We start from the raw sequence: 23,465 nt of genomic DNA, 5'->3' as shown, positions 1-23,465 counted from the left end.
TTTCTGATTATTCATAAGCAAACCAACCGAAAGCCTCAATGACCGCCAGTGACTTTCCTCCTGCATAATCGCGTACATCAGTGCTATTTATTGTTGCTGAAAAACCACCGGGCGATTGAGAGATGCTGTATATACTAATACGATTTTGAAACCTACCGTATAATGATGTATCGACATCTGACGGTATGCCTGCGGCTGCATAACCCTCAATATACAGGTTGCCGTATTCATCTTTCATTCTCAGACGGATGAATACTCTTGTTGGCGAGAAGGTCATGTTATTGACACCTACGTTCATACTTGCGCCCGAAGCTGTGTTGGGGGCTGTCGCTGACTGACCATTGAATGTACCGCTCGCCCATCTTTTGACGGGAAGATTCGTTATAGCAGCCGCCAGTTCCGCGAATGAGTTGCTTGCATTCGCACTTCCACCCTTGCCGTTAATTGCGCCAGCAACAACGCCCTTCCCATTAACGACAGATTGCTTTAGCTCAGCTACCGTGATACTGCCAGACTGATCAACGAATCTTATGTTTCCGCCAAATTCATTGTTAATAACAAAATCGGTACCGCTCGGATTGTCAAATCCTAAATAACCTTTTCTTCCTCCTGCCTCCCCTTTCGGGTGGAATGTCATGTATACATGATCTGTTCCGACATAGCTCAGTACCCCGGCATTACCAACAACTGTACCACCGCCGTTTAGGACCGTTCGACCAGACAGCGTGATTGTAGCCGCAAGGTACTCAATAAATCCCCTTCCACTACTCGCGTTGCCACCTGTGGCAATAATGCGGCTATCATAGTCATTTCCAGTACCGCTGGAATGAAAATCTATAAACGCAGGACCTGCCGTATTAGCCGTTTGCCTCAACTCGATAGAGTCAGGATACGGAGCCATTTTACTAGCTGCCACATCGTACACCGTTTTCAGCGCCTTAGCTGTCGGAGCTAAAGTTTCGGATGTGCTGTTTGTGGAGTTGGTGAGCTGCACAACACCCTTTTGCGTCGTACTCGCGTCAACCGGGTCCTTTACGTTTAGTTGATCCGCAGGTACCTTTCCGTCCGCACCGAGTACCGCCAGCCCCCCCGCTACGCCTACCTTCGCGTCTACCGCTTCAGCCAGCGCGTTCATGTCACGAGGTACGTCCGCCGTCATATTCGACTCAATCAGCGGCAAGTCGAGTTTTTCCGTAGTTGCCATTCGTTAAAACCTCCGATTATAAATGTCGTCGTACGTCTTACCCGTTGCTGCAATCTCACCGTACGTTTTTCCGGTATCAAGCAATTCCGCATACGTAAAGAACCGGAACACGTAATCGATTGCGAGGTGAGCCGGGATAATCTCGCGTAGCGTTTCTTTTAGTAGGTCAATTTGCGCGGGCACGCCAAAAACGCCCACGAAGGTAATCGTAAGCGTGTAACTAGCGATATTCGGCGTTACGTCTACCTCTCCGTTTGCGTACGCAGCCGCTACGTTCTCAATGAGCTCCGCGTTTACCCGTCCGACGCCGCGGAGCTTACCGCGCAAGACCTCACGCCGCTGCTCATATGTCTTCGTTGGGTCCGTGGTGATTCCGAATATCTTCTCCCACCGCGTAAGCCCCCACGTAGCCGAACCGATGTAAAACTGATCTAGTACGTCGTTAGCGGATGCACCGACTCGCGCTAGTTCCTCGGCCTCGCGGTCGACTACATTGCCGGCGATACGGGATTCGTTATAGTAATCCGGAAGCGAATCACGCATAAACTGGCGCATTTGTTCCGCTGTTCTTGTCACGATATCGTCACCGTCCCAAGCACCGCCACCTGACCGTCAGCCACGATAATATTACCAGTCGTACCGTTAAGAGTAAGTGACGCGTAGTCCCTGACAGGTGGGATGTCGATAATGACGTTGCCGATCTGATTGATACGAACGATTGGATCGGAGAAAGCCAACGTTTCGAGGTACTTACGCGCTCCCGCCTCGACAAGCGCTTTTACTTCGTCCAACGTAGCACCCGGCGCCAAGTCCACGTCAGCTACAATATTAATCGGAACCTCTTCCGCTCCCACAACCGTAGCCACCGCACCGAGCGGAGCCTGACCCTCGCCGCGTCCGTCTTGTGTTGGGTCAATGTACGTTTGAGCTGCGGTGATTACAGCGGCGTCCGGCGCGGTCTTGTCGTCACCGAGTAGCACGACCTTGACCGTGCCCGCCCCCTTCCAGACCGGATAAACACGTGCGTCCGTCACGCCAGGAACTTCGCGCGCCCATTGCCGATAGTGATTCGCGTTGCCGGATGTAACTGGCCGCCGCGCCCGTTCGTAATAACGGTCCCTGAACGCATCGTCCGACTCTCTATCAACACCGCCCTCGAAGTTAACTGCGTTAGTAACCGATACGATCCCGACTAGATCGCCCACCATCGTATTAATTGCGCCGATACTTACGTTGCCGGGTGCGCCAGCTTCCTCCGCTGCGGCCGCAACTGTGACGCTAGTGTTTGCGATTGTTGCTGCGGCAGTTGTTACGAAATAGATCGGAGATGTAGCGCCCGTCGACGTAATGGTCCCCGCAGGTATTACCGTCCCGTCCCGTCCTGTAAACGTCAGCGTACCGGTCGACCTAACGGCAGGTTTCCGCGTAAGTCCGTAATCAGCCGCACGCCGATCGAGGTAATCACCGCTTGTTGTATCGGTAAAACCCAACGTAAGTACCGTGTCCAGCTCCGTGTAAAGTCCTGTCATTTCGATAGCGGCTGGCGAGAGTAAATCGTTAGTCACAGAGCCTTGCCGTTTGTCGATATCCTCCGGAGATGCGTCGAGCATTCGTTGTAGTATCGCGGCCTTCGTTTGATCCTCGTACATCTATAGCGTCACCTCCATCGGTATCGTCTCGTTATCTGTATCCACGTAAAAAGAGACGAACAAATCGCTCGCCTCTTGCGTAATTTCGAACCCATATACGTCGTCAATCCGGTCGTCGTAAATAAGTGCTTCGGTTATGACCCGAGGTATTTCCGTTTCAAGCAGCTCCATCGGAACGTCCTGACCGATCAAATCTTCGAGTTCGCACCCGTAGTCCTCGTCGTAGATCGTAAAATGAAAACGCGAGGTTAGAATCGCTTTGAGAATAAACTGGCGAATCGCCTCGCGTCCGTCGATAATTCCGCCGACTACCCCGCTACCCAAATCTAGCGCATACGTCCGGCTCGGTTCTACGTCTGATTCGGTGACTACGTCTAAATCTTCGTCGAGATTGACGTCAACCTCCGGCAATGGACTAAGCGCCATCAGCCGCACCTCCTATTCGATCCAACACGATATAACGCTGACCTGCGCCAAACGACGCAACGGCCACGCGATCGCCCGCCTTCAGCGTGTCGTGAAACGTAATCTCGAACTCGCCCGACGTGAAGCCTCCGAAGTTGAACACGTCGCTGTACGCCTTCGAATTAACAGGCGCAGAAGATTCGGTCTCCTTTGTTACGCGCGTATATCGGTTGAGTTCAATCGTAGTCGGAGTCGTAGCTTTAACGGATATCTTCCGCGTATGTTCACGCAAATGCTCCGGAATAATTACGTCATCTCCGTCGAGTTCAATCTTCATATTATCGACCTGTACACGGAGAGCTGGCGGAGGAGCGAGGATTGTTGCGTATTCGATATCGACTTCAACGTTGTGTCCGAGTTGCTTAATGACGTCGCGGAATTGTGATACGCCGCCTCCGTCTATTCGTTCGATCATTTCTTCGCTCCTCCCCGTATTGATTCCATTTCGGATACTACGTCTAAAACTTTCATTGTGCTGCCGCTACCGCTGTTATTTGCCTTTGAGGATTTTTTCTTCGCTTTCTTTTTCTTCTTCTTCGCTGCTTCTTTCTTCGGCTCTGATTCTTCATACTCCAATTTCGGCAGGTCATCGGTTTTGCTCAACGTAAGTGACATCATGTGCGTACCGTTCTGGAACGTATGAGTATCCGCATTTACGTAATAACCGCCAACAATATCCGTCATGCTCTCGAAGGCATAAACAGCAGTTCCCGCGACAACTTGCGCAATACCTAACGCATCTACGGATACGTCTTCGCCGACTTTGCCGAGTTCCTTCAGCTTGGCCTTCGCGAGCTGCTGTATCTGCGAAGCTGTTGCGTCACTGTCCGCAGACTCTACGTGCTGCATCATTCCGTATTTTTTAATCAACGCGGCATCCTTAGCCGTAGACGTTATCGGCTTCTCATCCGTGCCGCCCTGCGCCTTAACCGCTGTCCGCATCTCCTCGATAGACTGGCTACGCCGCGCTGACGTAATGTTAACGCCATCCTCCAACATCCAGCGGACAATTTCGTCCTTTTTCTCACGCAAAAAAAGCTTACCCTCACGCGAGTAAACGATGAATTTACGGTTATTTTGCTTACGTGTTTCCGTCAGTGCGGTCGTAATCATGTCCCACAGCGACATATCACGGAGGATGAGCTTTGGAATAACGTAGCCTGTGTTTGCGACGGTACCAACCGGGATTCCGAACGACTTACAGAGCGAGGAAACGATAGCGCCTGCGGTTTTACCTACGAACTTCTGCGTATCTACGTTTTTCGTGAGATACACGTTTTCATCATACGCTGTAATCGTCGTGTCGCCTTTGTCGTCGATGTCGTACGTAAAAATAACGCCGCGAAATAGTCCGACATCATCTACGTAAAAGCGCAGTTCCTTCCCGAGCTCAAACGCGATCCGTTTGTCGTCCGCGTTCAACGTGTTCGAGTATGAGATAGTCAACGTACGATGAGGCTGCGCGACGTCTCCGGACCATGTTGCGGACTTGACGAGCGGTTCGATCCAATACTTGCTGTCGTAGAGCAGCTTAATTTGCGTACTCATTACGGAATCACCAGCTTTTGCCCCGGCTTAAGTACGTTTGGATTCGGCCCAATCGCGGACTTATTTTTAGCGTAAAGCTCGCGCCACCTGTCACCGTTGCCGAGTACGTCTGCCCGTTGCGCGATCTTCCAGAGCGAGTCTCCCGCCTTGACCGTGTAGGACTTTGCCTTAACGGTTGCGTTCGGACGCTTTGCCGCCGATGTAAGCTTCGGCATTGTTTTCGACGCGGAGCCCGTAAGCTTTTTATTGTCCGATTTCTTTGCGATGTCGATAAAAACGTGTTCTTTCAGCGACAACGTATAATAGATATCGCCCGGCTCGCCGCCGCGCTCCTCATACTCGAATGAGCGGATTGTAACCGCGAAATTAACGGATGTCCCAGTAATAATAAACCGCGCAGGCTTACCGCTACGCATCCAACGTTCGATTATCGCTACGTACTCACGCGGTTCCTTGAGATTCGTATACGAACAATAGCCCGCATTGTAATCACGCGGAAAGAACGAAGAAAACGAGAACTCTCGGAGGCGCTGATTGCCGATTATCGTGTACTCGCCGAGATTCGATATTTCTACGTCCTCATACCCGTGGGTCATCGTTGTTTTGATACTCTCGGGATTAACGGGAAGCCATAGGACTTCCGCGCCGTTATTGTACTTGAGCCAAAACTGCAAATCATCGCCTCCTATCTCGCAAGTTGTACCGCCAGTTGACGGGCTAGTTTATCGATATCCGCATCCTCGCGTATTGTGGTACCGTACATATTAATTACGACACCGCCATGTCCGCTCTTACCACGTTGTTGGTCGCGCCATTCGGACGCCTCGTGCTTCGTTAAGACTGCTTCGTCTTTGTGGAGACGGGCAGGATAACCGTTCGTAGGTACTCGATCGAGCCCAGCAGCGTGTCCGCTCCAACCGCTATTTCCGGTAGTCTCATTCCACCACTGCTTGACACTGCTCGTAAATCCTGACTCTTTAGTGGGAACCATCTCGGTCTTTCCTGAAAGCGCAGGCGTTCCTTTGGGCAGGCTGTTCAGATGTGCGTTATATTCCAACAATCGCTCACCTTTTGCGGAGCCGCTGACTTCCTTTAGACCACCGCTCAGAAAGTCGATCGTCTTCTTAACCCACGGAGATGCTGTAATAGCGAGAGCTACTGTGAGCCCGATCGGATTCGGCGCCTTCCCCGCAATAAACAAACCGAGAATAAACGCAAATTCCGGATTATTAATGATCGTACTCGCGAAGTTTTTACCGATAGCCATTGCGGATTCCTTACCGAACTGCGCAAACTTATCGGAAGCACCACCGCTCCACCAATCGGATAATGTCTTCTTCACGTCGTCGAATACGAACGCTATTTTACTCTTAATATCCGGAAGTTTGTTAAACTCCGGGTTGTTAATGAAATGCGTCTTTAAGTACGTTTTCGACGTATCGACTGCGCGCTGCATAGCCGCCGTAATTCGCGGAGTATACTTAACGACGAAGTCTGCGGCAGCTTGCGCAAGTTTCTTCAGGATCGGCATCGTCGGAAGCAATGCGGAAACCTGCAACGTCTCAATTGCGCCCTGAAATTGCTCGACGGCACCCGCTGCGTTATCCATCTTCTTGGTTGCGACTTGTAACGCGGTGACATTCGCCATCTCCTGTTGAAACTTCTTAACGCCCGCTGCGCCCTCTTTGAAGAGAATATTTGCGCCGCGAATCGCATCGGACCCGAACATTTGATACAAGTAGTATTGACGCTGCTCATTCGTAAGCTTGCCGAATCGGTTCTTCAACAGGTCCGCTACTTGCGCCAAGTCTTTAATCTCGCCCTTGTTATCGTAAAATGACGAATGGATCAAGTTACTCGCTGTCAGGAATTTCTTCGTTTCCTTCGCAGCCTTAGACGTTCCGACCTTGAGTCCCGCCTGCGCTGCAACGTACTTCTCGATGTCCTTCGTAACCGCCTGGACGGACGTGCCGGTCGACTTTATTCCCTTCTTGGACATAAACGCGAGTGCGTCAGTAGTATTTACGGTCAAGAGGTTGAAGTCTTCGAACATTCCGTAAGCCTTGTCCGTCATCGGTACGAGATTCGATAGCATCGTTTTCAGCGACGTACCTGCGTCTGAACCTTTTAATCCGTTATTCGCAAACAATCCCAACGCAGTATTCGTATCCTTAAACGATTGTCCAACGCCGTCCGCAACGGAACCAACCGCGGCCAGTGAGTAGCGTAAATCGTGGACATCCGTAGCTGACGCATTAGCCGTGCCCGCCAAGATGTCCGCAGCTTGTGCCGCAGTTAAGCCGTCTTTTTTAAACGAGTTAAGCGCGGTCGACATAATTTCCGCAGATTCCGCTAGACCGAGTCCGCCCGCCGTCGCGAGGTTGAGCGCTGCGTTAAGACCGCCCGCTTGGACTTGCGCGGTGGACATGCCCGCTTTCAACAGTTCCTCGATCCCTTGCGCGGCTTCGAGCGCACTATATTTCGTTAATGCGCCTTGTTGGAGCGCGAGTTGTTGCATGGCCTTCGTCTGCTCGTCTGTCGCTCCGGTTAACGCCTGTATCGTCGACATCTGTGACTCGAAACTCATCGCTTTCTTTACGGAGTCAGCCGCAAAGGATACCCCGGTTACCGCTACCCCAAGTCCCGTTGCAGCCGCTCCGAACTTGAGCATTCCGCCCATAGCTCTACGGAGAGGGCGGGACATGTCGTCGATAAGGCGCAAGTGTCCGATCAAATCGAATGAAATCGAAATTACCTCCCTTCTGCGTTAGTTCTGCCGACCTTTCGCTTCCTTTTCGAGTTGAAGCATCATGGACGCGTACATAAACATCCGGTGTCTCCGGTTTTTCGCATAAACTTCGTCGGGCGGAATCCCGTGGTGCTGGAAAATCTCGTGCAGCATATACGCCTCCGGATCGCCCGACTTAATTAGTTTTTTGCGTCTTGGATAAGCTCCGCGTCTCCCACGAAGCCGGACAACGCCAATACCGCTTGAATCAATCGTGCCTGTTCGCCAGGAAGTAGCGCCTTTTTGACGCAATCCGCCGCGTCAAAAGCTTCGTAATGATCTTTAAGCGCCTTATCGTTAAAATCCGGATCGACTGCGCTCTTTACGATTAACAAGCGGTTTAATAGCGCATCATCTACGGAGCCGTCTTTGCCTGTGGTTGCCTGCGCGCGAGCCCGTTCGATTGCGTCCTCGTCCAACGCCTTAATCGTGAAATGCGTTTTCAGCCGCGGGATATAAACCTCTTCCTGTAAATCCCTCGTTGCACCGAGTAACGCCTCAAGTCCTTTAGCCATCTATGCCAACCTCCGTTATTTTCGTAATTAAAAAGAGGTCCCGAAGGACCCCGTATGTTAAGCCGCGCGAATTTTATCCATAACCTCGTATCCGGAGAACAAGAACGTTAACTCCTGTTCAACGATCGAGCCGACCTCGTAGTGTATAATCGGAATTTTATCGAATGTGACGTTTTTAAGCCGCACACGATACGCACCGAACGATTCGGGGTCGTCCAATTTGACAACGAGTTCCGTAGTAAATGCCGGACTCTTGTCGTCCGTAACCTGCGCCATTTTTTCGATCCATTCCGACGTCACCATGTAACTACCGATTGAACCGGAGCCTTTGAGCGACACTACTTTATTTCCGGTCCAACGTGTACCGGCGAGCTTGACGTCCTCGAAGCCGATCTCGATATTCGCCTCGCAAGAGTAAACGTTGGACATCCAGTTACCGTCCGCATCGTTTACCGCACCGTACGCGCCAGAAATGACGCGTGTAGCATCTAGTACCATTTATTCTCACCGTCCTTAAACGTTTACTGTAATGAAGATGCGTTCCATACTGTCGACCTCAACATAGCTGATCGCGAGAAATACCTGATCACCAACGGATGGGAAATTCGGATCAAGTCCGACCGCAGGTCCCGACAGTACGCCCGAAATCTCCAGCCGCTCCAGGTACGCCTTAATCGCAACCATCAACGTAGCCTGACCGTCCGCATTGTTGTTAAGCTTGCCGATGTAGTTGTCCTCGGCGGTCTTCGTAATGTCCGTGCTGATCGCTTGCCGCGCCCGCATATTACGGACTTTTTTCCCCGACGTTACGAGCCCTTGCTTAACTTTGACTTTCGTACCGTCGTTAACGAAAACGAACGAACCTGCCGTAAGCGCTGCGTCAAACTCCGTCTTGGTCAAACGCCGAGTAACGTCATCCGCCGGTACTTGCGCGTAAGTAGTCGAGCGGTTAATCGCAGTTCCCGCAATCAAGCCGGCCACCCACGGAGCAAATGCAGACGAGTGGTACGTTTTACTACCGACGACCACACCGCTAATCAGGTTGACGATGTAGTTGTCCGCATTAAGTACGGACCGCGCATTACCAAGCGCAGGATCGGCATCCGTAGCCGCATCACCGCCGATTACGGAGATAAAGTGCTTGCCCTCCGTGCGGTTGCGAATCGTCCACGTTTTGGTTAACGCCTGCTCGTCCGCATTAAATTCGCCGTCGAAGACAAACACGTTAAATTCGCGAGCGTCGTACGCATCCCGCATGGCGATGTAGTCCTCCGGCGCAGGTGTCTTCGGCATCGTATAGACGAGCACGTTTTTCGCACCGCCCTGCAACGCAAATAAGATCGACTGAATATTCGACGCTCCGAACAAATCGGATGCGGTTTTCTCCGTTTCGACCGTGTAGAACGTCTTAGCTGTCGCCTTTGCACCGTAATTTAACAGCGGAATTGCGACCGTGCCACGTGCGCCTCCGTTAATCTGCGCTGCGGCCGCTTCGACGTAGTTGAAATAAAGACCCGGTTGAATAGGTAACGCAGTAGGGTCCCATGAACCTCCGGCCATCTAAAAACCTCCTTTTGAAATGAAAAAGAGCGCCCATTTGGACGCCCTACACGTAACGCGGATGTATGTGATTGATCTTGTCGTACTGTCGTTGCGGCTTCATTTTGCGGACCGTCGTCTGTAAAACACCGACCGTCGCGTATATCTTGTTCTCCGTGAGAACCGGTTGCGCGAAGCCAAAGCCTTCGAATCGCATATGCACGTCAGGCAGTCCGCCCTCTGCGTAAATAGCCGCACTCAGCTCGGACATGATCGGCATCGTCTCCTCCGGATACTTCGCGAAATGGATGATCTGGTAATCGCGGTCAATCCGGTAATGCATCCCGGTTTCAAGCGTCCGGCCATCACGCAAAAAGCGAACAACAAAAAGCCCCGGCATAGGTTGCTCCGGGACTGTCTGCTTCTCGTACGTTGCATCGGGGTATTTCCGCTTTATGAACGTCTCAATTGCTTCAATCTCGCTAATCAGCGCCATGTTACAGCCCCTTTCGCTTAATCTCGGCTTTGATCTCCGCCTCAATCTTACGCTGCCACTCGCGTTCGTTTTCCTCCGCGGGCTTATCCAAAAATCCCGGAACAGTGCCCGGCGTTGTTGGATTACGGAAGGAATCGCCGTGCTTTTTCGGATACACGTCATTCAGGTACGTCGCGTAATCGAATTTTCGTTTTCCTTTAACCTCGATTGCGGACGCGCTGATCTCGCCGACCCACTTGTCGCCTTGTTTCGTAACGTCCGTAGATATAGACCGCCGCAACGTACCAGTCTTCAACGGAGCAATGTCCGTAGACTCACGCCGCCACTCGTCCATTACGTCTTGTATTCCGGTCTTTGAACCGGATGAGACTGCGTCCTCAAGACGTGTGCGATAGCCCTTGAAGAACCGTCCGATAACGCGCTTAATAAACGGAGCCCCGCGTGTGGCGTCAAAATCAAGTCTGTTTACCGCCATCTATACGTTCACCTCCGTTATTAACGCCCTACCGGACAAGCCTCGTTTAGGTTGAATCGCGATAGGCTTACGCTTAATCGTTACGCCTAGCTCGTTTGTATACATAATCTCGTCGTCGTACGATACGTCCGCAAGCTTGTCGATTAGTATCGTGCAGGACGACACTACCTCGTCTCCGAACTGGTTAGCGACCGTCCGCGTCTGCTCAGAAACACGTGCAGATACCGTTATTTCCGTGCCAGGTGATGAGTGACCCCATCCGCTACCTTTCGCAGCCTTCGTTATCGTTATTGTTTGCCGCATGGATATGAGTGGCACGTCACATCACCGTCCATTTCGCGGACCGTTTCGATAGCTTCACGCCGTTTTCCGCGCCGATTAGGTCAAGCGCCGTCTGCGGTATAAACTTACGCAGGTCATCGTAAGGCATCGTTGTACTTCCGTCTTTAAATGTGACGTTGAATACGCCAGTTAAGCCGAATGACGCTGTACCCTGCCGCTGAAGCCGCCCGGTATCGTTGTACAAAATCGAAAGTACATTCGCAAATTCGTAGGTCGCGGCGTCTGGAATGACGTATTTCGGATAAGCAATCGTGAGCGTTCGTCCTGCGACATTTAACATCCGTTGTTTTCTCGCGGCATCGCTCGCTTGCCAATCCTCTACGTCAAGACAGGACGCGTTAATGTACGCATCTGCCGCTAATATCGTAGTTGCCACGGTAACACCCCCGTTTATTCCTCGGAGGCTTCCGTCGTCTGCGCCTTCTTCGCGCGGGGCTTCTTCGGTTCCTCCGGTTCTTTCACGTCAATACGGCTAATCCACGTAGGCACTAACGCGTCCAAACGTGCAATCTCTCCGGCATCTTCGGTTACGTAAACGCCGCTTACGTCAAATTCAATACCATCAAGTGAGTACCGAGGACTTGCGTGATACTCCGCCATTATTTCGCCTCCAATGCTGCAATTCTAGCCGCAAGCTCTGCGAGGATACCCTGTACGTTTGTTGCGGTGCCGGGTGCGATTGCCGTAGCTGTTACGGCACTGGCCGCATGTGCGTGGTTGCCTGCCGCTGCGTTTGATGCGGTAGCTCCAAGAGCTAGATTAGACGTTCCCGCCCCGATTGCCATCCGAGCTGCAGCCGCATCTGCCGCGGTCATAACGGATTTACCTACTGTACTCGCGTCCGAGATTTGTCCCGCAGTATGCGTGTGCGTTGCCGGTGCGAAAGTCGATGGCTTTCCGGTAATATCCGCCCATGCTACGGACGACGGTCCGCCACTACTTCCGGATTGAATAGATTGAATGATATCGCCCAATCCGATGTCATGCGCGGCTGGGCTAGTTAGATTTAGACGTTCTTTGTCGCGATCTGAAATCGCCATTTACGCAGTCACCTCCGTTAAAATTAAAGAGGAGCCGAAGCCCCTCCGATTAAGATACCGATGTGCTGATGTTATCCAAGATAGCGATCTTCTCGCCTGCATTCTTAACGGTTACACCGTACTCGCCACGGATCTGACGGGCCACAAAGTCAGCGCCGGCTACGGTAGCGTCCATGTCATGCAGCGCGCGTCCATTCAGAGCGTCGATTGACAAGATATTACGGTCAAACAATGCGATCTTATTTTTCGGAAAGTTCGGATCGACGATGACGGTTGCTACGGAACCGCCTACGATATCAGAAACGAACGTCTGAATCTTGTGGCCGGTCTCCGTATCTGTGCGTTCTGTTCTGATCGTATCTTTTGCGAACTTCGTGATTTGACGTGCGCCAGCAGTGTTAGTAAGGATAGTGTTTACTGAGCCGCCTCGCAGGTAGATTTGTTCAGACAGGTCATTCAGAAACTCTGGAGTAACCTCCTTGCCCTCAGCATTCTTTTTCGCTGCGCCTTTCTTATCAGCAAAGTAAAGCAAACCGCCAGTTGTGCGCGGCATGCCGGGAGCACCATCAATACGACGACCGTAAATCAACCAGTCATTCATCTCGCGTTGCATCTCTTTTAGTCGCAACTGTACTTGGTAGTTCAGCTCGTCCGTAACGTTGTATGTCCGTACGTTTTGCTGCGTACCGGATACTTGCGCATAACGTTCGATGATCTGCGTTACATTGTAATCAACATAGCGGTCGTGGCCTTCATCTACGCCAGGCAGTGCGCCTTCCAACTGCGGACGTGCTACGATTCTAATCTCGCCACCAGCGGTGATTGCCGCCGCATTCGTGCCGTCATAGCCACGGACAACAGTAATAACATCACCAGCCACAGCAGTTACGCGCATATACTCTTCGCCAGAAACTACGATTGCGTTGACGCGGAATTTGAGCCCGTCACCCTCGGCTACCGTGATCGATGTGGCGTCGGCTGCGGCAGCAGAAGCGGCAGTTGCGCGGTTAGAATTCAGGTTATCGGACATCCATTCGAACTTTGTCTGATACAGAGAATTGGAGCCTAGCCCGATAAGACCGAGCAGATTCGGCGCGTCCTCGATAATTAGTGAAATACCCGCTTCAAGCTGGCGTACTTGGTCCTGAAAATCGTAAGTTCTCAACATGTATAAATTTCCTCCTTAAATTTAGGGAAAATAAAAAGCCTCGGATTTTCCGAAGCTTTAGCGTGTAAGTTTGTTAGATAATTCAATGACCTTTGCGAAGTCTCTAGCTCGTCTTGCCTCCGCGAGTTGTTGTTCAAGTGTGCGTGTTTCCTTATCGTAGGGATTTCCACCGGAAGGGCCTCCGATCGGCGACGGTTCTTTTTTCGGTTGCTCAACGAGGAACGGTTTATTTTCGATTAGCGCTTTTACTACATCCTCAACACCGTTGATACTTCCGTCATCTCCAACGGACGCAGAACTCAAGTCCGCTAAAACATACGCATCTTCGAGCGCATCAGGTCGGATGTTTAGCTCGCGAGCCATCGTACGAAATTCAGCCTTGATAAGACGTTGATTAGCGGCTGTTAGCGCTTTGTCACGCTCAACTCTCGCGTCTTCGGCGGCTTTTAGCGCTGCCGCTTTCTCGGCTTCGAGCCGTTCTGTAACGGACATTTTCTCCTTCTCCCGTTCTTCTTTCTCACGTTCGAAGTCAGACAGTTTCGTTTTTAGTTCATCGTAATCTGCGTACTTTTTGCGCTCACGAGCGATTCGATCCGCAATAACTTGGTCAAGCTCCTCCTGTGTAAAGGTCTTCGAAGGCGTCGGATCAATCGGCGGGTCCGGCGTTGGGTCTGGATCACCCTCCGCGAACAGCTGTAGATTTAGCGGATACTTAACGTTAGTGAATTTATTCATAATTCCTCCCGCGTTTAAGCGCCGCGTAGCGCATAGTATCCGTCAGTTTAAGGACGTATCGTAGGTCCGTTATTATTTCGGAATTCGTACGGGCATCAAGACGTGGCGACAACGCGGATGAAATATCTCGCGCCGTGGCAAATCGCCGTAATACGGGTAATCGCCGGGGGCGTCCGGCGTAAGTTTTACAATCCGCCCCTCCCACTTACTGCAAGCGTCCTTTGCTCCGTGACTTGATATCTGCGCATAATAAACACCGCGGCCGAGCGCTTCGTTTATCGTAGCCTGGCGCTGTGTTTCCGCCATTTTCGTACGGACGAGCATATCGACATAGGCTTCCGGTTTCCAACGGCGACCTTTTGCGTCAATAATCCCGGTGTCTACCGCATCGCCGAGTACCTTACGCATCCGGTCGAGCACGTCCCGCTGAAGCGTCGTGTTTCCGTTTATTCCTTGCGATAGGTTCGCGCGAAGCGACTCCGCAAGAGCCTGACGTATGGCCGCTTTCGTTTTACGGTCCATATTCGCGGTCACAGCGAGAACATCTGCGTGAGTATCGAGGATCGCAGCCGCCAACATATCGCGATTAGCTCGGTTCAGCTTCGCTTTTTCCGCAGCTTCAAGCAGCGTTTTAGCAGCACCAATATCAATTAGCGCGCGCTTCACGCCATCCTGCGCAGCTTTCGTGAGGTTGTCCTTTACCCATTCCTTTGACTCTGCGTTCAGTTTCGCGAGAGCTTCGGTAGCTTCTTTTGCGACTGCGTCCGCCATCTTACGGTTAGCTCCTCGCGTAAATAAGCGACTGACCGCGGAACCGATAGCTGAACGAGCACGGCGAAAAGCCCCGAGTAGCTTAGACACGGGGCCATCGTAATTCGGATCGTCCATTAGGCGTCACCGCCTGGGTCGTTAAAGATCGAAGCGTCTACCGTGCCGGAAACGCGCTGCTCATCTTCGTCAATTCGACGAACAAGCTCGGCTGCCTGTGCGTCATCGACCCCATCGAGGTCTTTAATTGCGTCAGTAACCGACCACGTAGGCTTACCGCCAGTGCGTATGTTTGCGACCTCTGCCGCTTCCTTTTCGTCGCGTGGAATGCCGTCACGCCAGGTAATCGTAGGGTACATTGCTTCATACGCTGTGAAGTCGTCGATCCCGTCGTTGGCGTGGTTCTCCAGTTTCATCGCCTTCCACAACGCATTACGTAGACCTCGGTCAACGTGCGCTCTAATGCGTTTTACCTTGGACAAGATCGGCATAAACCGGGCTTTAATCGCGCCAGCGTCCGTATGCGACGTTCCTGTTCCGCCTTTATCTGAAGCGAGCGTCGTACCAAACAGCCATTGCGGCGTCTCGCTTATTTGGTAAACGAGACCAAGAAGGATATCGAGTTCTTTAAACGCGCCCTCTAATTGCGAATCCCACACCATGTAGCCGGGCGTTGCATCGTCTTTCGTTACTGGAATGTATCGCCCACCGCTGCGTACCGTCGCGTCGTCGTCCTCCTGAAAATCGGGTCCGTACGCAGTTGGATCGCTGTGCTTCCAGAGGATATAGTCAATTTGGACGAGTCGATCGTTAATCGCGGCCAGTACACTCTCTAGCTTTTCCGTACCGCTCTCCCCGCGCCAATCTGCGTCCGTCGTCTTGTATGGAATGTGCTCGACGAGCAGTTCCGGCATTCCGGTCGGTACAATGTCCTGTTCCCGTCCGGTCGGAACTTGCTCACCTATGTTATACGTTGGAATAGGCGCCCCCCATCGGTCATCCACGCCTCGTTCCGTAAGCTCATACCTCTCGTACACGATATAGCCCGGTATATGGCGCTCCACGTTTAGGTACGGCGTCTCTGTAGTCGGAATTCCGGATAAGAACGACATAATCCGGCTGCTATTTTCGATCTCCCACTCTACCCACGCGATATTCATCGCCTTAAACCGTTTTTTAGAGCCGCGCGAGAGCTCCGGAAATACAATCGAAGCGTCAACGGGTTCAATAATCGGCTCCAGCGGTGCGTCTGGCGCATCTAAACCGAGTTGAAGCGTCTCAGATACGTCCGCACGTTCTCCGTAGTACGTCTTTAGAAACGAGTCGCCCCGAAAGCCTGCTCCGATTACAATCTCGTGAATCATCTGCGTTAAATCGTTCTCCTCAACGATACGACTTAGCGCTGTTTGTTCGGGGGATGCCGGATCTTGTCCGGTCTCAAACGTAGGGGCCTCGCCGACCATCAAATCCGCAGGCTTCGTCAGTAACACGTCCATAAGGTTGACCGCAATAAATAACGTTTTGAGCTGCGGCGCAAACGGCGTATCTTTTAGGAGTCCGGAAGCGCGATCGTATATCTCAACGTGGCGACCTTGGTAAATAGCCCGTCCGCGTTCGTACTTTGCCAAGCGAGGAATCTCATAAACCGGCGGGTATTGAGCTCCGGTGTAAAATAGTTTCGTTTCTTTTACGTCGTAAAACTCAGACATTGCGTTCCTCCTTTCCGTTACATCCATTTCGGCTTATTCCGAAGCTTCTTCCGTCCGGTCTTCGCAATACTTACGGCCATTTCGAGCGCATCCGGTAAGTCATCGTGACTACCGGACCCATACAACTCGAATTGCTCCAGTAATAACGAATGTTTTCGCGTAAACTGAATAGCGCCACTCTCGATATCCGGGAGTAGCGCCTCTATACGGAGGTCCTTACGGGACCGTTGATGTATTTCCTTAACGCGAGTCTGTGCGGGATAGCCCGCAGCCCTTAACGCTTCCTTTAGCTTCATGACGAAAAATTCTTGCGCAGCTTGCGCTTCTGCCGCGATTGCTGTCGGCTGATACTTCAGCGTCTTATCGACAATTACACGCATAAACTCGTCCGGCTTAACTCGTTCCCCGTACGCATCAACTACGTACTTCGTTCCGCTCTGCTTATGCCGCGCAATCGTAACAACCGCAGAATAGTCACCGCGCGTTTTACCCATCGCAAAGTCAATACCGAGGTAAACATCATATTCGGAAACCGGACGCGGATATTGCGAGAATACTTCGTCGAGTTTTCCGTCCCAGTACGTGAACGATTCCGGGTTGAATATCATGGACTCCTCGTCGACCGGATTGTTCATGTACTCCGTATTAAACGCCTTCGTCCCGTTATCCCATTTCCACGTCATTAACTTCCAGAGCGGCTGCGCTTCCGACCAAAGTACGATAGCTCCGCGATCCATTTCTTCGCGATTCATTTCGTACAGCGCTTTTGCGTCCGCAGCTCGATTCGGATTATCTCGGTCGGTATAAACGAGCCGGCACGCTTCCCATAAATCCATACGTTCCGGCCATTCAATAACTGCCCGATAAACTCGGCTCTTAAAGTCCGAACGCTTGTACAGTACGTTAACAAGTAACGCCTCGTGATGGACCGTTGTTCCCATGTAAACGAAGGCTGTGCGCTTGCCTTTCGGATCACCGAGCGGTACGACGGTTTGCGCAAACCAGTCACGCATCTTCTGGCGTAGTTCCGGCGTGGCTGCGTTAGACTTGATGTCCTCCAAGTCGTCACATACGATCAAATCCGGACGGACACCGTTCCAGTTACGTCCACGGAGCGCCTGGCCGGTAGATGCCGCTTCAACCTTCGTTAACATTTTCGGTATTCCGCTGTCTGTCGGCTCCCACGCGATAAACTCCGAGCTGTTGTCCTTCGGGTTCTCCTGCTGTTTCGGAGACAACAAAGGACCGAAGTCCCTCCGCAACTTCTCGTTATGCTTGAGCTGCATCGAAATCCAGTCCAGGTTGCCGCTCGATACTGCCGGCGTCTCCGATATGATAATTTCGTACTTACGTTTCCGGTACACTATCTCGCGTAGGGGAAACGCCTTTGATAAATACGTTGATTTGGCGTGAGAACGGGGCGCCGCAACTGCGACCTTGTCGTTTGTATTAACGTTAGATACATCGTCCATTATCACGCTAATTTCACGATGAAAATCAGGCGCTTCGTTTACGTCTACGATATCGAATCCGTCCCAGTTGCCCGCGTTACCCGGATTTTTAGCCTCCGAGAAGTATTCGAGAGCGAATGCAATAAGATCCGTTTCAGCTTCGTTAATTACACTCAACCGCTCGTACTCCGAAAGCTGCGTCTCTATCTCGCGTTGATCCTCGTCACCCAAGGCGGCGATATCTACGCCATCAAGTGCGTCAATTAAGTCGGTCAGCTCGTTAATTTGCGCTTCTCGCTCTTCCCGACCGATCCACTTCCCGTTAACCCATGCGATAGATATCGCCTCCTTCCTTTGTTTTGACGTGGATTTACCGTGATATTAGCCCGTTTCGTATCTTCCGAATAGTCTCGTTAGGGTCAACGTGTTTAAACGCTAATTTCACGTCAATTTATAAGCAAGCGCTGCGAACATGAGCGCGTCGTTAGGATCGGCGGCGTATCCGTAGGAAAAATGAAACGGCTCCGACTTACCAACTCTCGCGCAGTACTCCTGCCAACCCTTATCGTAAGTAACGTAGGATTCCGGGTATAGCGTAAGCACCTCCGCCATGCCTGCGAAGTGTTCAGCGAATAATTTAGCGCGATCTTGCGAAGACATTTCGTTAAGTTCGAACCAATCCATACGTTGCACCTCTGTAAAAGTCAAAAGTTAAATTTGATACGCCGAAATTTCGTACACCAGATTCCGGGCCGCGTGAGGGGGCGCTTGGGGGTACGGTGATCCTGCGTTGTATTAAAGCGTTAATCAAACGCAATTGAAGCGCAGACTCCCTTCTTCGTTCCCTAATCGTAAAGGTACCGATATACACCGGTATGCACGTACATGTGCACAAAATACACGTTTGGCATAAATGTCTGCGCCCGGAACCCGCGCCGTTACTGCGTTCATTCACGTTGCATAAATCCGCGTTATACATTGCATATACATTTCCAGCGCATAATACGGATAACCCGCATAACAGAACGGATTAGCCCCGTTACATACTGGAAGATTATACGTGTATTTCCCGTATCCCCTATCGCGTTTATGCACCGCTTATTCAACGAACGAACGTTCGAGATGCGGGGGTGTATTCGTAATGTAACGCGTTGTTACGGTGAAGCTTGCGGGTGTGAATCGGAAAATTTCGGAGGGGGCTTGCGCCAGGAGCTTCGTGTAGGTAAAACGCAGCCCTAGTCGCAACCAATCGGATTCCCCTCCGCGTATTCCTTCATCTATATACACGCTAATTAATCCGCATCCGACGGTCTCTCTTTCAGCGAAGCAATACGGGCTTTCAACGCCTCAATATCCGTACTTCCCGTATCCTTCGTTTCCACTTCGACTTTGTCCGTAAGTAACCCGTTAATCTGTAGCGCAAGTTTCGCCATAGCTGCGTTACCATCACGCATAGCAATATCCGCTAATGACTCGATCAACTCCGGCAACTTATCCTGGCTATTGCGTACCATCTGGCGTTTTAGTTCCGCTTCAAATACGGGATTCTTCTTCCATTCGAATAGCGTAGACCGATGTACTCCGATAATCTCCGCAAGCTCATCGTACGTCTTACCACCGCGTTTAGGTTGCGCCATCCACGCAATAGCATCGTACTGTTCTTGCGTTAATTGTCTCGCCATATTTACGCCCTCCTTCCGTGTAAATAGCTCAAATAACCGCATACCCTACGCTCAGGCAAGGCGCAGAGTAAAGCGGCTAATTTCACGTCAATTTAACGCTTAAATCCATCCGCCTAATCCTCCGCGGTTAAAGTAGAATAGCGCCCACAACGCCCAGAATAGGCCGGGAAATACGATAATAAACGCGGATATTCCTACGACACTCCGTACGCTAACCTGCGAATCACTCCGTACTATATCGGTAATCGTGACGATTAATCCCGCTAAAACTAACGCAGTATGGACGCATAGCCATACGAATAATACCGTAACCACATACGCCCTCCTTCCGCTCACTATACGTTCGCTTACCGTTTATAAAAGATACTGCGCGTCGCTTCGCTCCTTGCCGTCGCCTATCGGCTCCGAACGCGTATAGAGACTATTTATCAATAATCAATATACTTTTCTGCGTGATACACAAGGAACGGAGTGACGCAGTGTCGGACGAAGTCCGGTGTCAAAGACTAAGAATAAATTTGACCCCCTAAAACGCCAAAACCCGCGCCGCTCTAAGACGGAAGCCACTTTTTTAGTGTTCGCGTTTTTACCGATAAGAGACCGTTTTTGTTCGCGTTTTTACCGATATGCTTTATTTATCACGCCGATTAAAATTATTTTTCATAGCAAACATCTCCCGCAATGTCGCGTCAGGCTGTCCACTCTTCCGGTAAAATACGAACGGATTAATCTTGTAATAGCGCGATGTCCCGTAAATCACTTCGGCAAATACGTACTGGTCTCCGAATTTGAGATTACGCAATTTTGTATAAACGGATTTAGCGGAGACTCCCGTAACCGATGCGATATCCTCTTTCGTAAGCGGTAACGTATTTTCAACGTCTCGCTCATAAGGATTCGCGCATATCGTATTCGTTTCGAGGTGTATGTAGCGGAGTAATTTGTATACGAAGCCGAGGTCTTTCGCGTTAACCTCCGTATACAACTCCTTTACCTTCGCAACGAACGTTTTAACTACCGCGAGGTTGTCCGTTTTACCTTGGAAGTGATAGCGCGGGTTTAACCGATATCGGTCGCCACACTCGTAAATGACGTTGTGATCGGTCATTTCACGTAGAAACTGGTGCAGCGCTGTCCGTCCGAGCTTGAGCGTACGCATGATGTCCGCGCGGCTCATTGCGGTCTTGTCCGGATTCTCAAGGATTGCGTCATAATTAACGAAGCATTGCAAATAAAGAAGGTACCCGCAATTCTTATCGGATACCTTCTCGATTACCTCGTCGATATTATGCATATTTGTAACGGTAAACTCCGGAGCACGTCCGTTTGTCTGTATTTTTGCGTAAGACTCACGTTGTTTAGCGGTAGTAATGCGGTCGCCCTCCGCGAGGACTGCGGTGTGTTCGTGTATCTCGCCCGTTTCCGGGTCAATTAGCGTTTTAAATTCGGCCATTTTCGTAGCTCCTTTACGTGGAATTAACGTAAGGGCGCGTGGAGTGTACCCGCAACGTTCTACTTCCTCATAACGTATAGCCGCAAAATCACGAAAAATGTAGGGTAAAACGTTAAAATAACGCAAAAAGGAGCAGGAAATCTGCACCAATTTGTCGAATTATTAGATTAAATCACTACGAAAGGACTACGTTTGATGTGTATACTTACTGTCAATATTCATTCTTATACTGTTGAAATGCCTAGATTATAGTAAAGAACTGCATGTAGCCCGTCCGACGAAAGAGATTACGATAAGTTAGATAAGACCGAGACAGGAAACTTCATGTGTGCAATTTGTATATTAAACTAGATAATGGAGGCCGACAATGAGTGAACAAAATGAGACTGATAACCTATTGAATATATCGGTTCTACCACCCGAGGTAGTCAAAGAGGCATATAAGGACTTAGCCCAACCGGCTGCGCGAAATATAGGAAGCTTTCTAGGGACTCTAACTGGAGTTTTAAACTCTGTAACAACTCGATTAAACCATTGGAATCACAAACAAAAATTAATTTTTGAACATAACATTAGAAAACTTGAAATCGAGTTAGGTAAAATTGACGAAGAAAAGAGAATAGAAATTCCTCTAGAGCTCTTTGTCCCTATAATAGAAAAAATGTCGTACACTTCTAATAGTGAGATTAATGAGATGTACGTCAACCTTCTAGCAAAAGGAGCCTCGAAAGAAACAGTTGCACTTGCCCATCCTGGATTTATTCACTCTATTAGTTGCTTATCTTATGATGAAGCTTTAATTTTGAATTACCTATATAAAAATAATAAATTTGTTATTCCTGCTGTTAACATAATTGTTGATTCAATAAGAAGTTTAAATGGTAGATTTATTTCCGATCTAACATACACCGCATTATCTGACATGTGTGAACTGAATTTCCCGGAGAATGTTAATCTTTATATTCATAATCTCACGGGACTCGGCATTTTAGAGAAAATTGAAGGACGTATGGAAACTAATGAAGAAAAAGCTTATGTCGAGCTTGAGGCATCTCTTGAAAGTGAAAAGGATTTCTTTTTCGAATCCATGACTAAAGAAAATAACCTCGACCCAACACTTTACGAAACCGGCTTCGTGCGGGGTCTTTATTTTATAACCGATTTCGGGCAGAAATTTCTTAGAGCTTGTAATGAAGTCGGAGACTAATCAATAAACTCGAAAAATAATCGTCTTATTAGTTTTAAAACGCCTATTCAACGGACATTCTCCGCGAAATAGGCGTTTTATATTGCACTGTTCTTACGTACATAATGCAGGAATCTACGCCAATCCGTCGAATTATTTCCGTATGAAAACGCTAATTACTGACGTAGATTTACTAGCCGCAGCACTTACCCAAGCACGTGTTACAGTTTACGAAAAAGACGGTCATATCGTAGATTACGGAGGTGTGATCGAAAGGTACACGCCTGAAAGCGTAAAGATAGCGGGAACGTATTTTATGCGCGAAGTATACGTATTTAAGACCGAGGACGCACGAAAAAAGCCGGAATAACTCCGGCCTAGTGCGATTTATAGTTATAATCGGCGTCTAGCACCGGTCTATGGTACTTCTCTTCGCCGCGCTTTCTTGCAGTTATCGCGTCTTCCTTACTGTCAAAGTAACCTAGATTAATCTGTTTTCCTTGAAACCCAATATGCGCCGTCCATTTCTTTCGTTGCTCATTATACCGAACGCCCTTTATTCCGCTCTTGTTGCCTTTGTGTAGACTGGCTATAAGAGCCGATTTTCGTGTGCCGTCAACGGTATCCGCTTTTATATGGTTGGCAACGCCTATGTCTCGTTTTTCGACGCGTTTGCAGCCACAGCTTTTGTAGTATCCGGCTCTCAAAGCTACTCCGGATACGTACGCCTTATTTCCACAGATGCATATACACTCCCATAGTCGGGTTCCGTTTTCAAGTTTCTTGTCACTCAATCGGATAACGGTAAGCTCTCCGAATTTTTTCCCGACCAGGTCTATACGTTTAGGCATACTAGGTTACCATTTCCATCTTCCCATCCGTTCACGTCATCCCCTGCGTCCAATGATTCGATAATAGCGTCCATATTATCCAAGTCGGCGGGTGTTATTGTTGCGATTATCTCCCCGGACTGTACTACGTTAAATTCGTGCAAATCGTGATCAAACTCAACCTCTTCGACCGTATATCCTACTCGTTCCCATGTTCTCATCTTTAGATCCTCCATATGCCCGATACCTTTTAATATCCGCGGCGTTAAACCTCCGTTATTTGTTCCGAATCACTATAATCAATACTATAACCGAAGCGACCAGGGCTGCAATACTTATGACCCACGATACTAACTCCATACGATTACCTCCAATTCTTAATACGAGTTCGTGAGATTTATTTTATTTCACTCTTGTGTTAT

General features: G+C 50.0%; 30 protein-coding genes. 2 read left to right on the top strand and 28 right to left on the bottom strand.

Annotated elements, in window-relative coordinates; all coding sequences use genetic code 11:
- Window positions 1-7: 7 nt before the first annotated feature.
- From ABEW32_RS05140 to ABEW32_RS05015, 26 genes are all read right to left on the bottom strand, one after another.
- Window positions 8-1,204 carry a phage tail protein gene (locus tag ABEW32_RS05140; protein WP_430185305.1) on the bottom strand — a complete coding sequence of 399 codons (1,197 nt, stop codon included), beginning with the start codon at window positions 1,202-1,204 and terminating at the stop codon, window positions 8-10.
- 3 nt (window positions 1,205-1,207) lie between these two features.
- Window positions 1,208-1,780 (bottom strand): putative phage tail protein, encoded by a 573-nt coding sequence (locus ABEW32_RS05135; RefSeq protein WP_430185303.1) that lies wholly within the window; start codon window positions 1,778-1,780, stop codon window positions 1,208-1,210.
- Window positions 1,777-2,814, bottom strand: coding sequence for a baseplate J/gp47 family protein (locus tag ABEW32_RS05130; protein WP_430185301.1), 1,038 nt, complete (start codon window positions 2,812-2,814; stop codon window positions 1,777-1,779). The genes ABEW32_RS05135 and ABEW32_RS05130 overlap by 4 nt, the downstream gene beginning before the upstream one ends.
- Window positions 2,815-2,853: 39 nt before the next feature.
- Window positions 2,854-3,279 carry a DUF2634 domain-containing protein gene (locus tag ABEW32_RS05125; RefSeq protein WP_430185299.1) on the bottom strand — a complete coding sequence of 142 codons (426 nt, stop codon included), beginning with the start codon at window positions 3,277-3,279 and terminating at the stop codon, window positions 2,854-2,856.
- Window positions 3,269-3,733, bottom strand: coding sequence for a DUF2577 domain-containing protein (locus ABEW32_RS05120; protein WP_430185297.1), 465 nt, complete (start codon window positions 3,731-3,733; stop codon window positions 3,269-3,271). Before ABEW32_RS05120 ends, ABEW32_RS05125 begins: the two co-directional genes overlap by 11 nt.
- Entirely contained in the window at window positions 3,730-4,866 is a 1,137-nt protein-coding gene (locus ABEW32_RS05115; protein ID WP_430185295.1) for an XkdQ/YqbQ family protein, read from the bottom strand. The genes ABEW32_RS05120 and ABEW32_RS05115 overlap by 4 nt, the downstream gene beginning before the upstream one ends.
- Entirely contained in the window at window positions 4,866-5,540 is a 675-nt protein-coding gene (locus tag ABEW32_RS05110) for a LysM peptidoglycan-binding domain-containing protein (RefSeq protein WP_430185293.1), read from the bottom strand. The genes ABEW32_RS05115 and ABEW32_RS05110 overlap by 1 nt, the downstream gene beginning before the upstream one ends.
- An 11-nt stretch (window positions 5,541-5,551) precedes the next feature.
- Window positions 5,552-7,600 (bottom strand): phage tail tape measure protein, encoded by a 2,049-nt coding sequence (locus tag ABEW32_RS05105; protein ID WP_430185291.1) that lies wholly within the window; start codon window positions 7,598-7,600, stop codon window positions 5,552-5,554.
- A 194-nt stretch (window positions 7,601-7,794) separates the two neighbouring features.
- Window positions 7,795-8,169, bottom strand: a complete 375-nt coding sequence (locus tag ABEW32_RS05100) for a phage tail assembly chaperone (RefSeq protein WP_430185289.1) — start codon at window positions 8,167-8,169, stop codon at window positions 7,795-7,797.
- 57 nt (window positions 8,170-8,226) lie between these two features.
- Window positions 8,227-8,667: a phage tail tube protein gene (locus ABEW32_RS05095; RefSeq protein ID WP_193190890.1), complete on the bottom strand. Its 441-nt coding sequence runs from the start codon at window positions 8,665-8,667 to the stop codon at window positions 8,227-8,229.
- Window positions 8,668-8,682: 15 nt separating this feature from the next.
- Window positions 8,683-9,462, bottom strand: coding sequence for a phage tail sheath subtilisin-like domain-containing protein (locus tag ABEW32_RS05090; protein ID WP_430185359.1), 780 nt, complete (start codon window positions 9,460-9,462; stop codon window positions 8,683-8,685).
- 313 nt (window positions 9,463-9,775) lie between these two features.
- Window positions 9,776-10,204: a hypothetical protein gene (locus ABEW32_RS05085; protein ID WP_430185287.1), complete on the bottom strand. Its 429-nt coding sequence runs from the start codon at window positions 10,202-10,204 to the stop codon at window positions 9,776-9,778.
- Between the two features lies 1 nt (window position 10,205).
- On the bottom strand, window positions 10,206-10,679 hold the full coding sequence (locus ABEW32_RS05080; protein WP_430185285.1) for an HK97 gp10 family phage protein: 474 nt from the start codon (window positions 10,677-10,679) through the stop codon (window positions 10,206-10,208).
- Window positions 10,680-10,982, bottom strand: coding sequence for a hypothetical protein (locus ABEW32_RS05075; protein ID WP_430185283.1), 303 nt, complete (start codon window positions 10,980-10,982; stop codon window positions 10,680-10,682).
- 16 nt (window positions 10,983-10,998) lie between these two features.
- Complete coding sequence (locus ABEW32_RS05070) at window positions 10,999-11,397, bottom strand: hypothetical protein (protein WP_242211050.1); 399 nt, start codon at window positions 11,395-11,397, stop codon at window positions 10,999-11,001.
- A 14-nt stretch (window positions 11,398-11,411) separates the two neighbouring features.
- Window positions 11,412-11,621, bottom strand: a complete 210-nt coding sequence (locus ABEW32_RS05065; RefSeq protein ID WP_167440736.1) for a hypothetical protein — start codon at window positions 11,619-11,621, stop codon at window positions 11,412-11,414.
- Window positions 11,621-12,061, bottom strand: coding sequence for a hypothetical protein (locus ABEW32_RS05060; RefSeq protein WP_430185280.1), 441 nt, complete (start codon window positions 12,059-12,061; stop codon window positions 11,621-11,623). The genes ABEW32_RS05065 and ABEW32_RS05060 overlap by 1 nt, the downstream gene beginning before the upstream one ends.
- Before the next feature lie 49 nt (window positions 12,062-12,110).
- Window positions 12,111-13,229 carry an SU10 major capsid protein gene (locus tag ABEW32_RS05055; protein WP_430185278.1) on the bottom strand — a complete coding sequence of 373 codons (1,119 nt, stop codon included), beginning with the start codon at window positions 13,227-13,229 and terminating at the stop codon, window positions 12,111-12,113.
- 57 nt (window positions 13,230-13,286) lie between these two features.
- On the bottom strand, window positions 13,287-13,964 hold the full coding sequence (locus tag ABEW32_RS05050; protein ID WP_430185276.1) for a phage scaffolding protein: 678 nt from the start codon (window positions 13,962-13,964) through the stop codon (window positions 13,287-13,289).
- A gap of 72 nt (window positions 13,965-14,036) precedes the next feature.
- Window positions 14,037-14,735 carry a phage minor capsid protein gene (locus ABEW32_RS05045; protein WP_430185274.1) on the bottom strand — a complete coding sequence of 233 codons (699 nt, stop codon included), beginning with the start codon at window positions 14,733-14,735 and terminating at the stop codon, window positions 14,037-14,039.
- Between the two features lie 116 nt (window positions 14,736-14,851).
- On the bottom strand, window positions 14,852-16,441 hold the full coding sequence (locus ABEW32_RS05040; protein WP_430185272.1) for a phage portal protein: 1,590 nt from the start codon (window positions 16,439-16,441) through the stop codon (window positions 14,852-14,854).
- A gap of 17 nt (window positions 16,442-16,458) precedes the next feature.
- Entirely contained in the window at window positions 16,459-18,123 is a 1,665-nt protein-coding gene (gene terL / locus ABEW32_RS05035) for a phage terminase large subunit (protein ID WP_488168816.1), read from the bottom strand.
- A gap of 210 nt (window positions 18,124-18,333) precedes the next feature.
- Window positions 18,334-18,504 carry a hypothetical protein gene (locus ABEW32_RS05030; protein WP_430185270.1) on the bottom strand — a complete coding sequence of 57 codons (171 nt, stop codon included), beginning with the start codon at window positions 18,502-18,504 and terminating at the stop codon, window positions 18,334-18,336.
- A 680-nt stretch (window positions 18,505-19,184) separates the two neighbouring features.
- The gene (locus ABEW32_RS05025) at window positions 19,185-19,574 is read right to left on the bottom strand and encodes a phBC6A51 family helix-turn-helix protein (protein WP_430185268.1); all 390 of its coding nucleotides are present in this window, start codon (window positions 19,572-19,574) and stop codon (window positions 19,185-19,187) included.
- Between the two features lie 99 nt (window positions 19,575-19,673).
- Window positions 19,674-19,889 (bottom strand): hypothetical protein, encoded by a 216-nt coding sequence (locus ABEW32_RS05020; protein WP_430185266.1) that lies wholly within the window; start codon window positions 19,887-19,889, stop codon window positions 19,674-19,676.
- A 316-nt stretch (window positions 19,890-20,205) separates the two neighbouring features.
- On the bottom strand, window positions 20,206-21,027 hold the full coding sequence (locus tag ABEW32_RS05015; RefSeq protein ID WP_430185264.1) for a hypothetical protein: 822 nt from the start codon (window positions 21,025-21,027) through the stop codon (window positions 20,206-20,208).
- Window positions 21,028-21,394: 367 nt separating this feature from the next.
- Between ABEW32_RS05015 and ABEW32_RS05010 the strand changes: the two genes are divergently transcribed.
- Window positions 21,395-22,234: a DUF4393 domain-containing protein gene (locus tag ABEW32_RS05010; protein ID WP_430185262.1), complete on the top strand. Its 840-nt coding sequence runs from the start codon at window positions 21,395-21,397 to the stop codon at window positions 22,232-22,234.
- Between the two features lie 142 nt (window positions 22,235-22,376).
- Complete coding sequence (locus ABEW32_RS05005; RefSeq protein ID WP_430185260.1) at window positions 22,377-22,583, top strand: hypothetical protein; 207 nt, start codon at window positions 22,377-22,379, stop codon at window positions 22,581-22,583.
- Window positions 22,584-22,590: 7 nt separating this feature from the next.
- On the opposite strand, the gene ABEW32_RS05000 is transcribed toward ABEW32_RS05005, so the two are convergent.
- Window positions 22,591-23,064 (bottom strand): HNH endonuclease, encoded by a 474-nt coding sequence (locus ABEW32_RS05000; protein WP_430185258.1) that lies wholly within the window; start codon window positions 23,062-23,064, stop codon window positions 22,591-22,593.
- Window positions 23,049-23,264 (bottom strand): hypothetical protein, encoded by a 216-nt coding sequence (locus ABEW32_RS04995; protein WP_430185256.1) that lies wholly within the window; start codon window positions 23,262-23,264, stop codon window positions 23,049-23,051. Before ABEW32_RS04995 ends, ABEW32_RS05000 begins: the two co-directional genes overlap by 16 nt.
- Window positions 23,265-23,465 lie beyond the last annotated feature (201 nt).

The sequence above is a fragment of the Paenibacillus jamilae genome (assembly GCF_050482105.1).
Lineage (GTDB): Bacteria > Bacillota > Bacilli > Paenibacillales > Paenibacillaceae > Paenibacillus > Paenibacillus jamilae_B.
The sequence above is the reverse complement of the archived record's forward strand: the minus strand, read 5'-3'. Positions and strand labels throughout refer to the sequence as shown.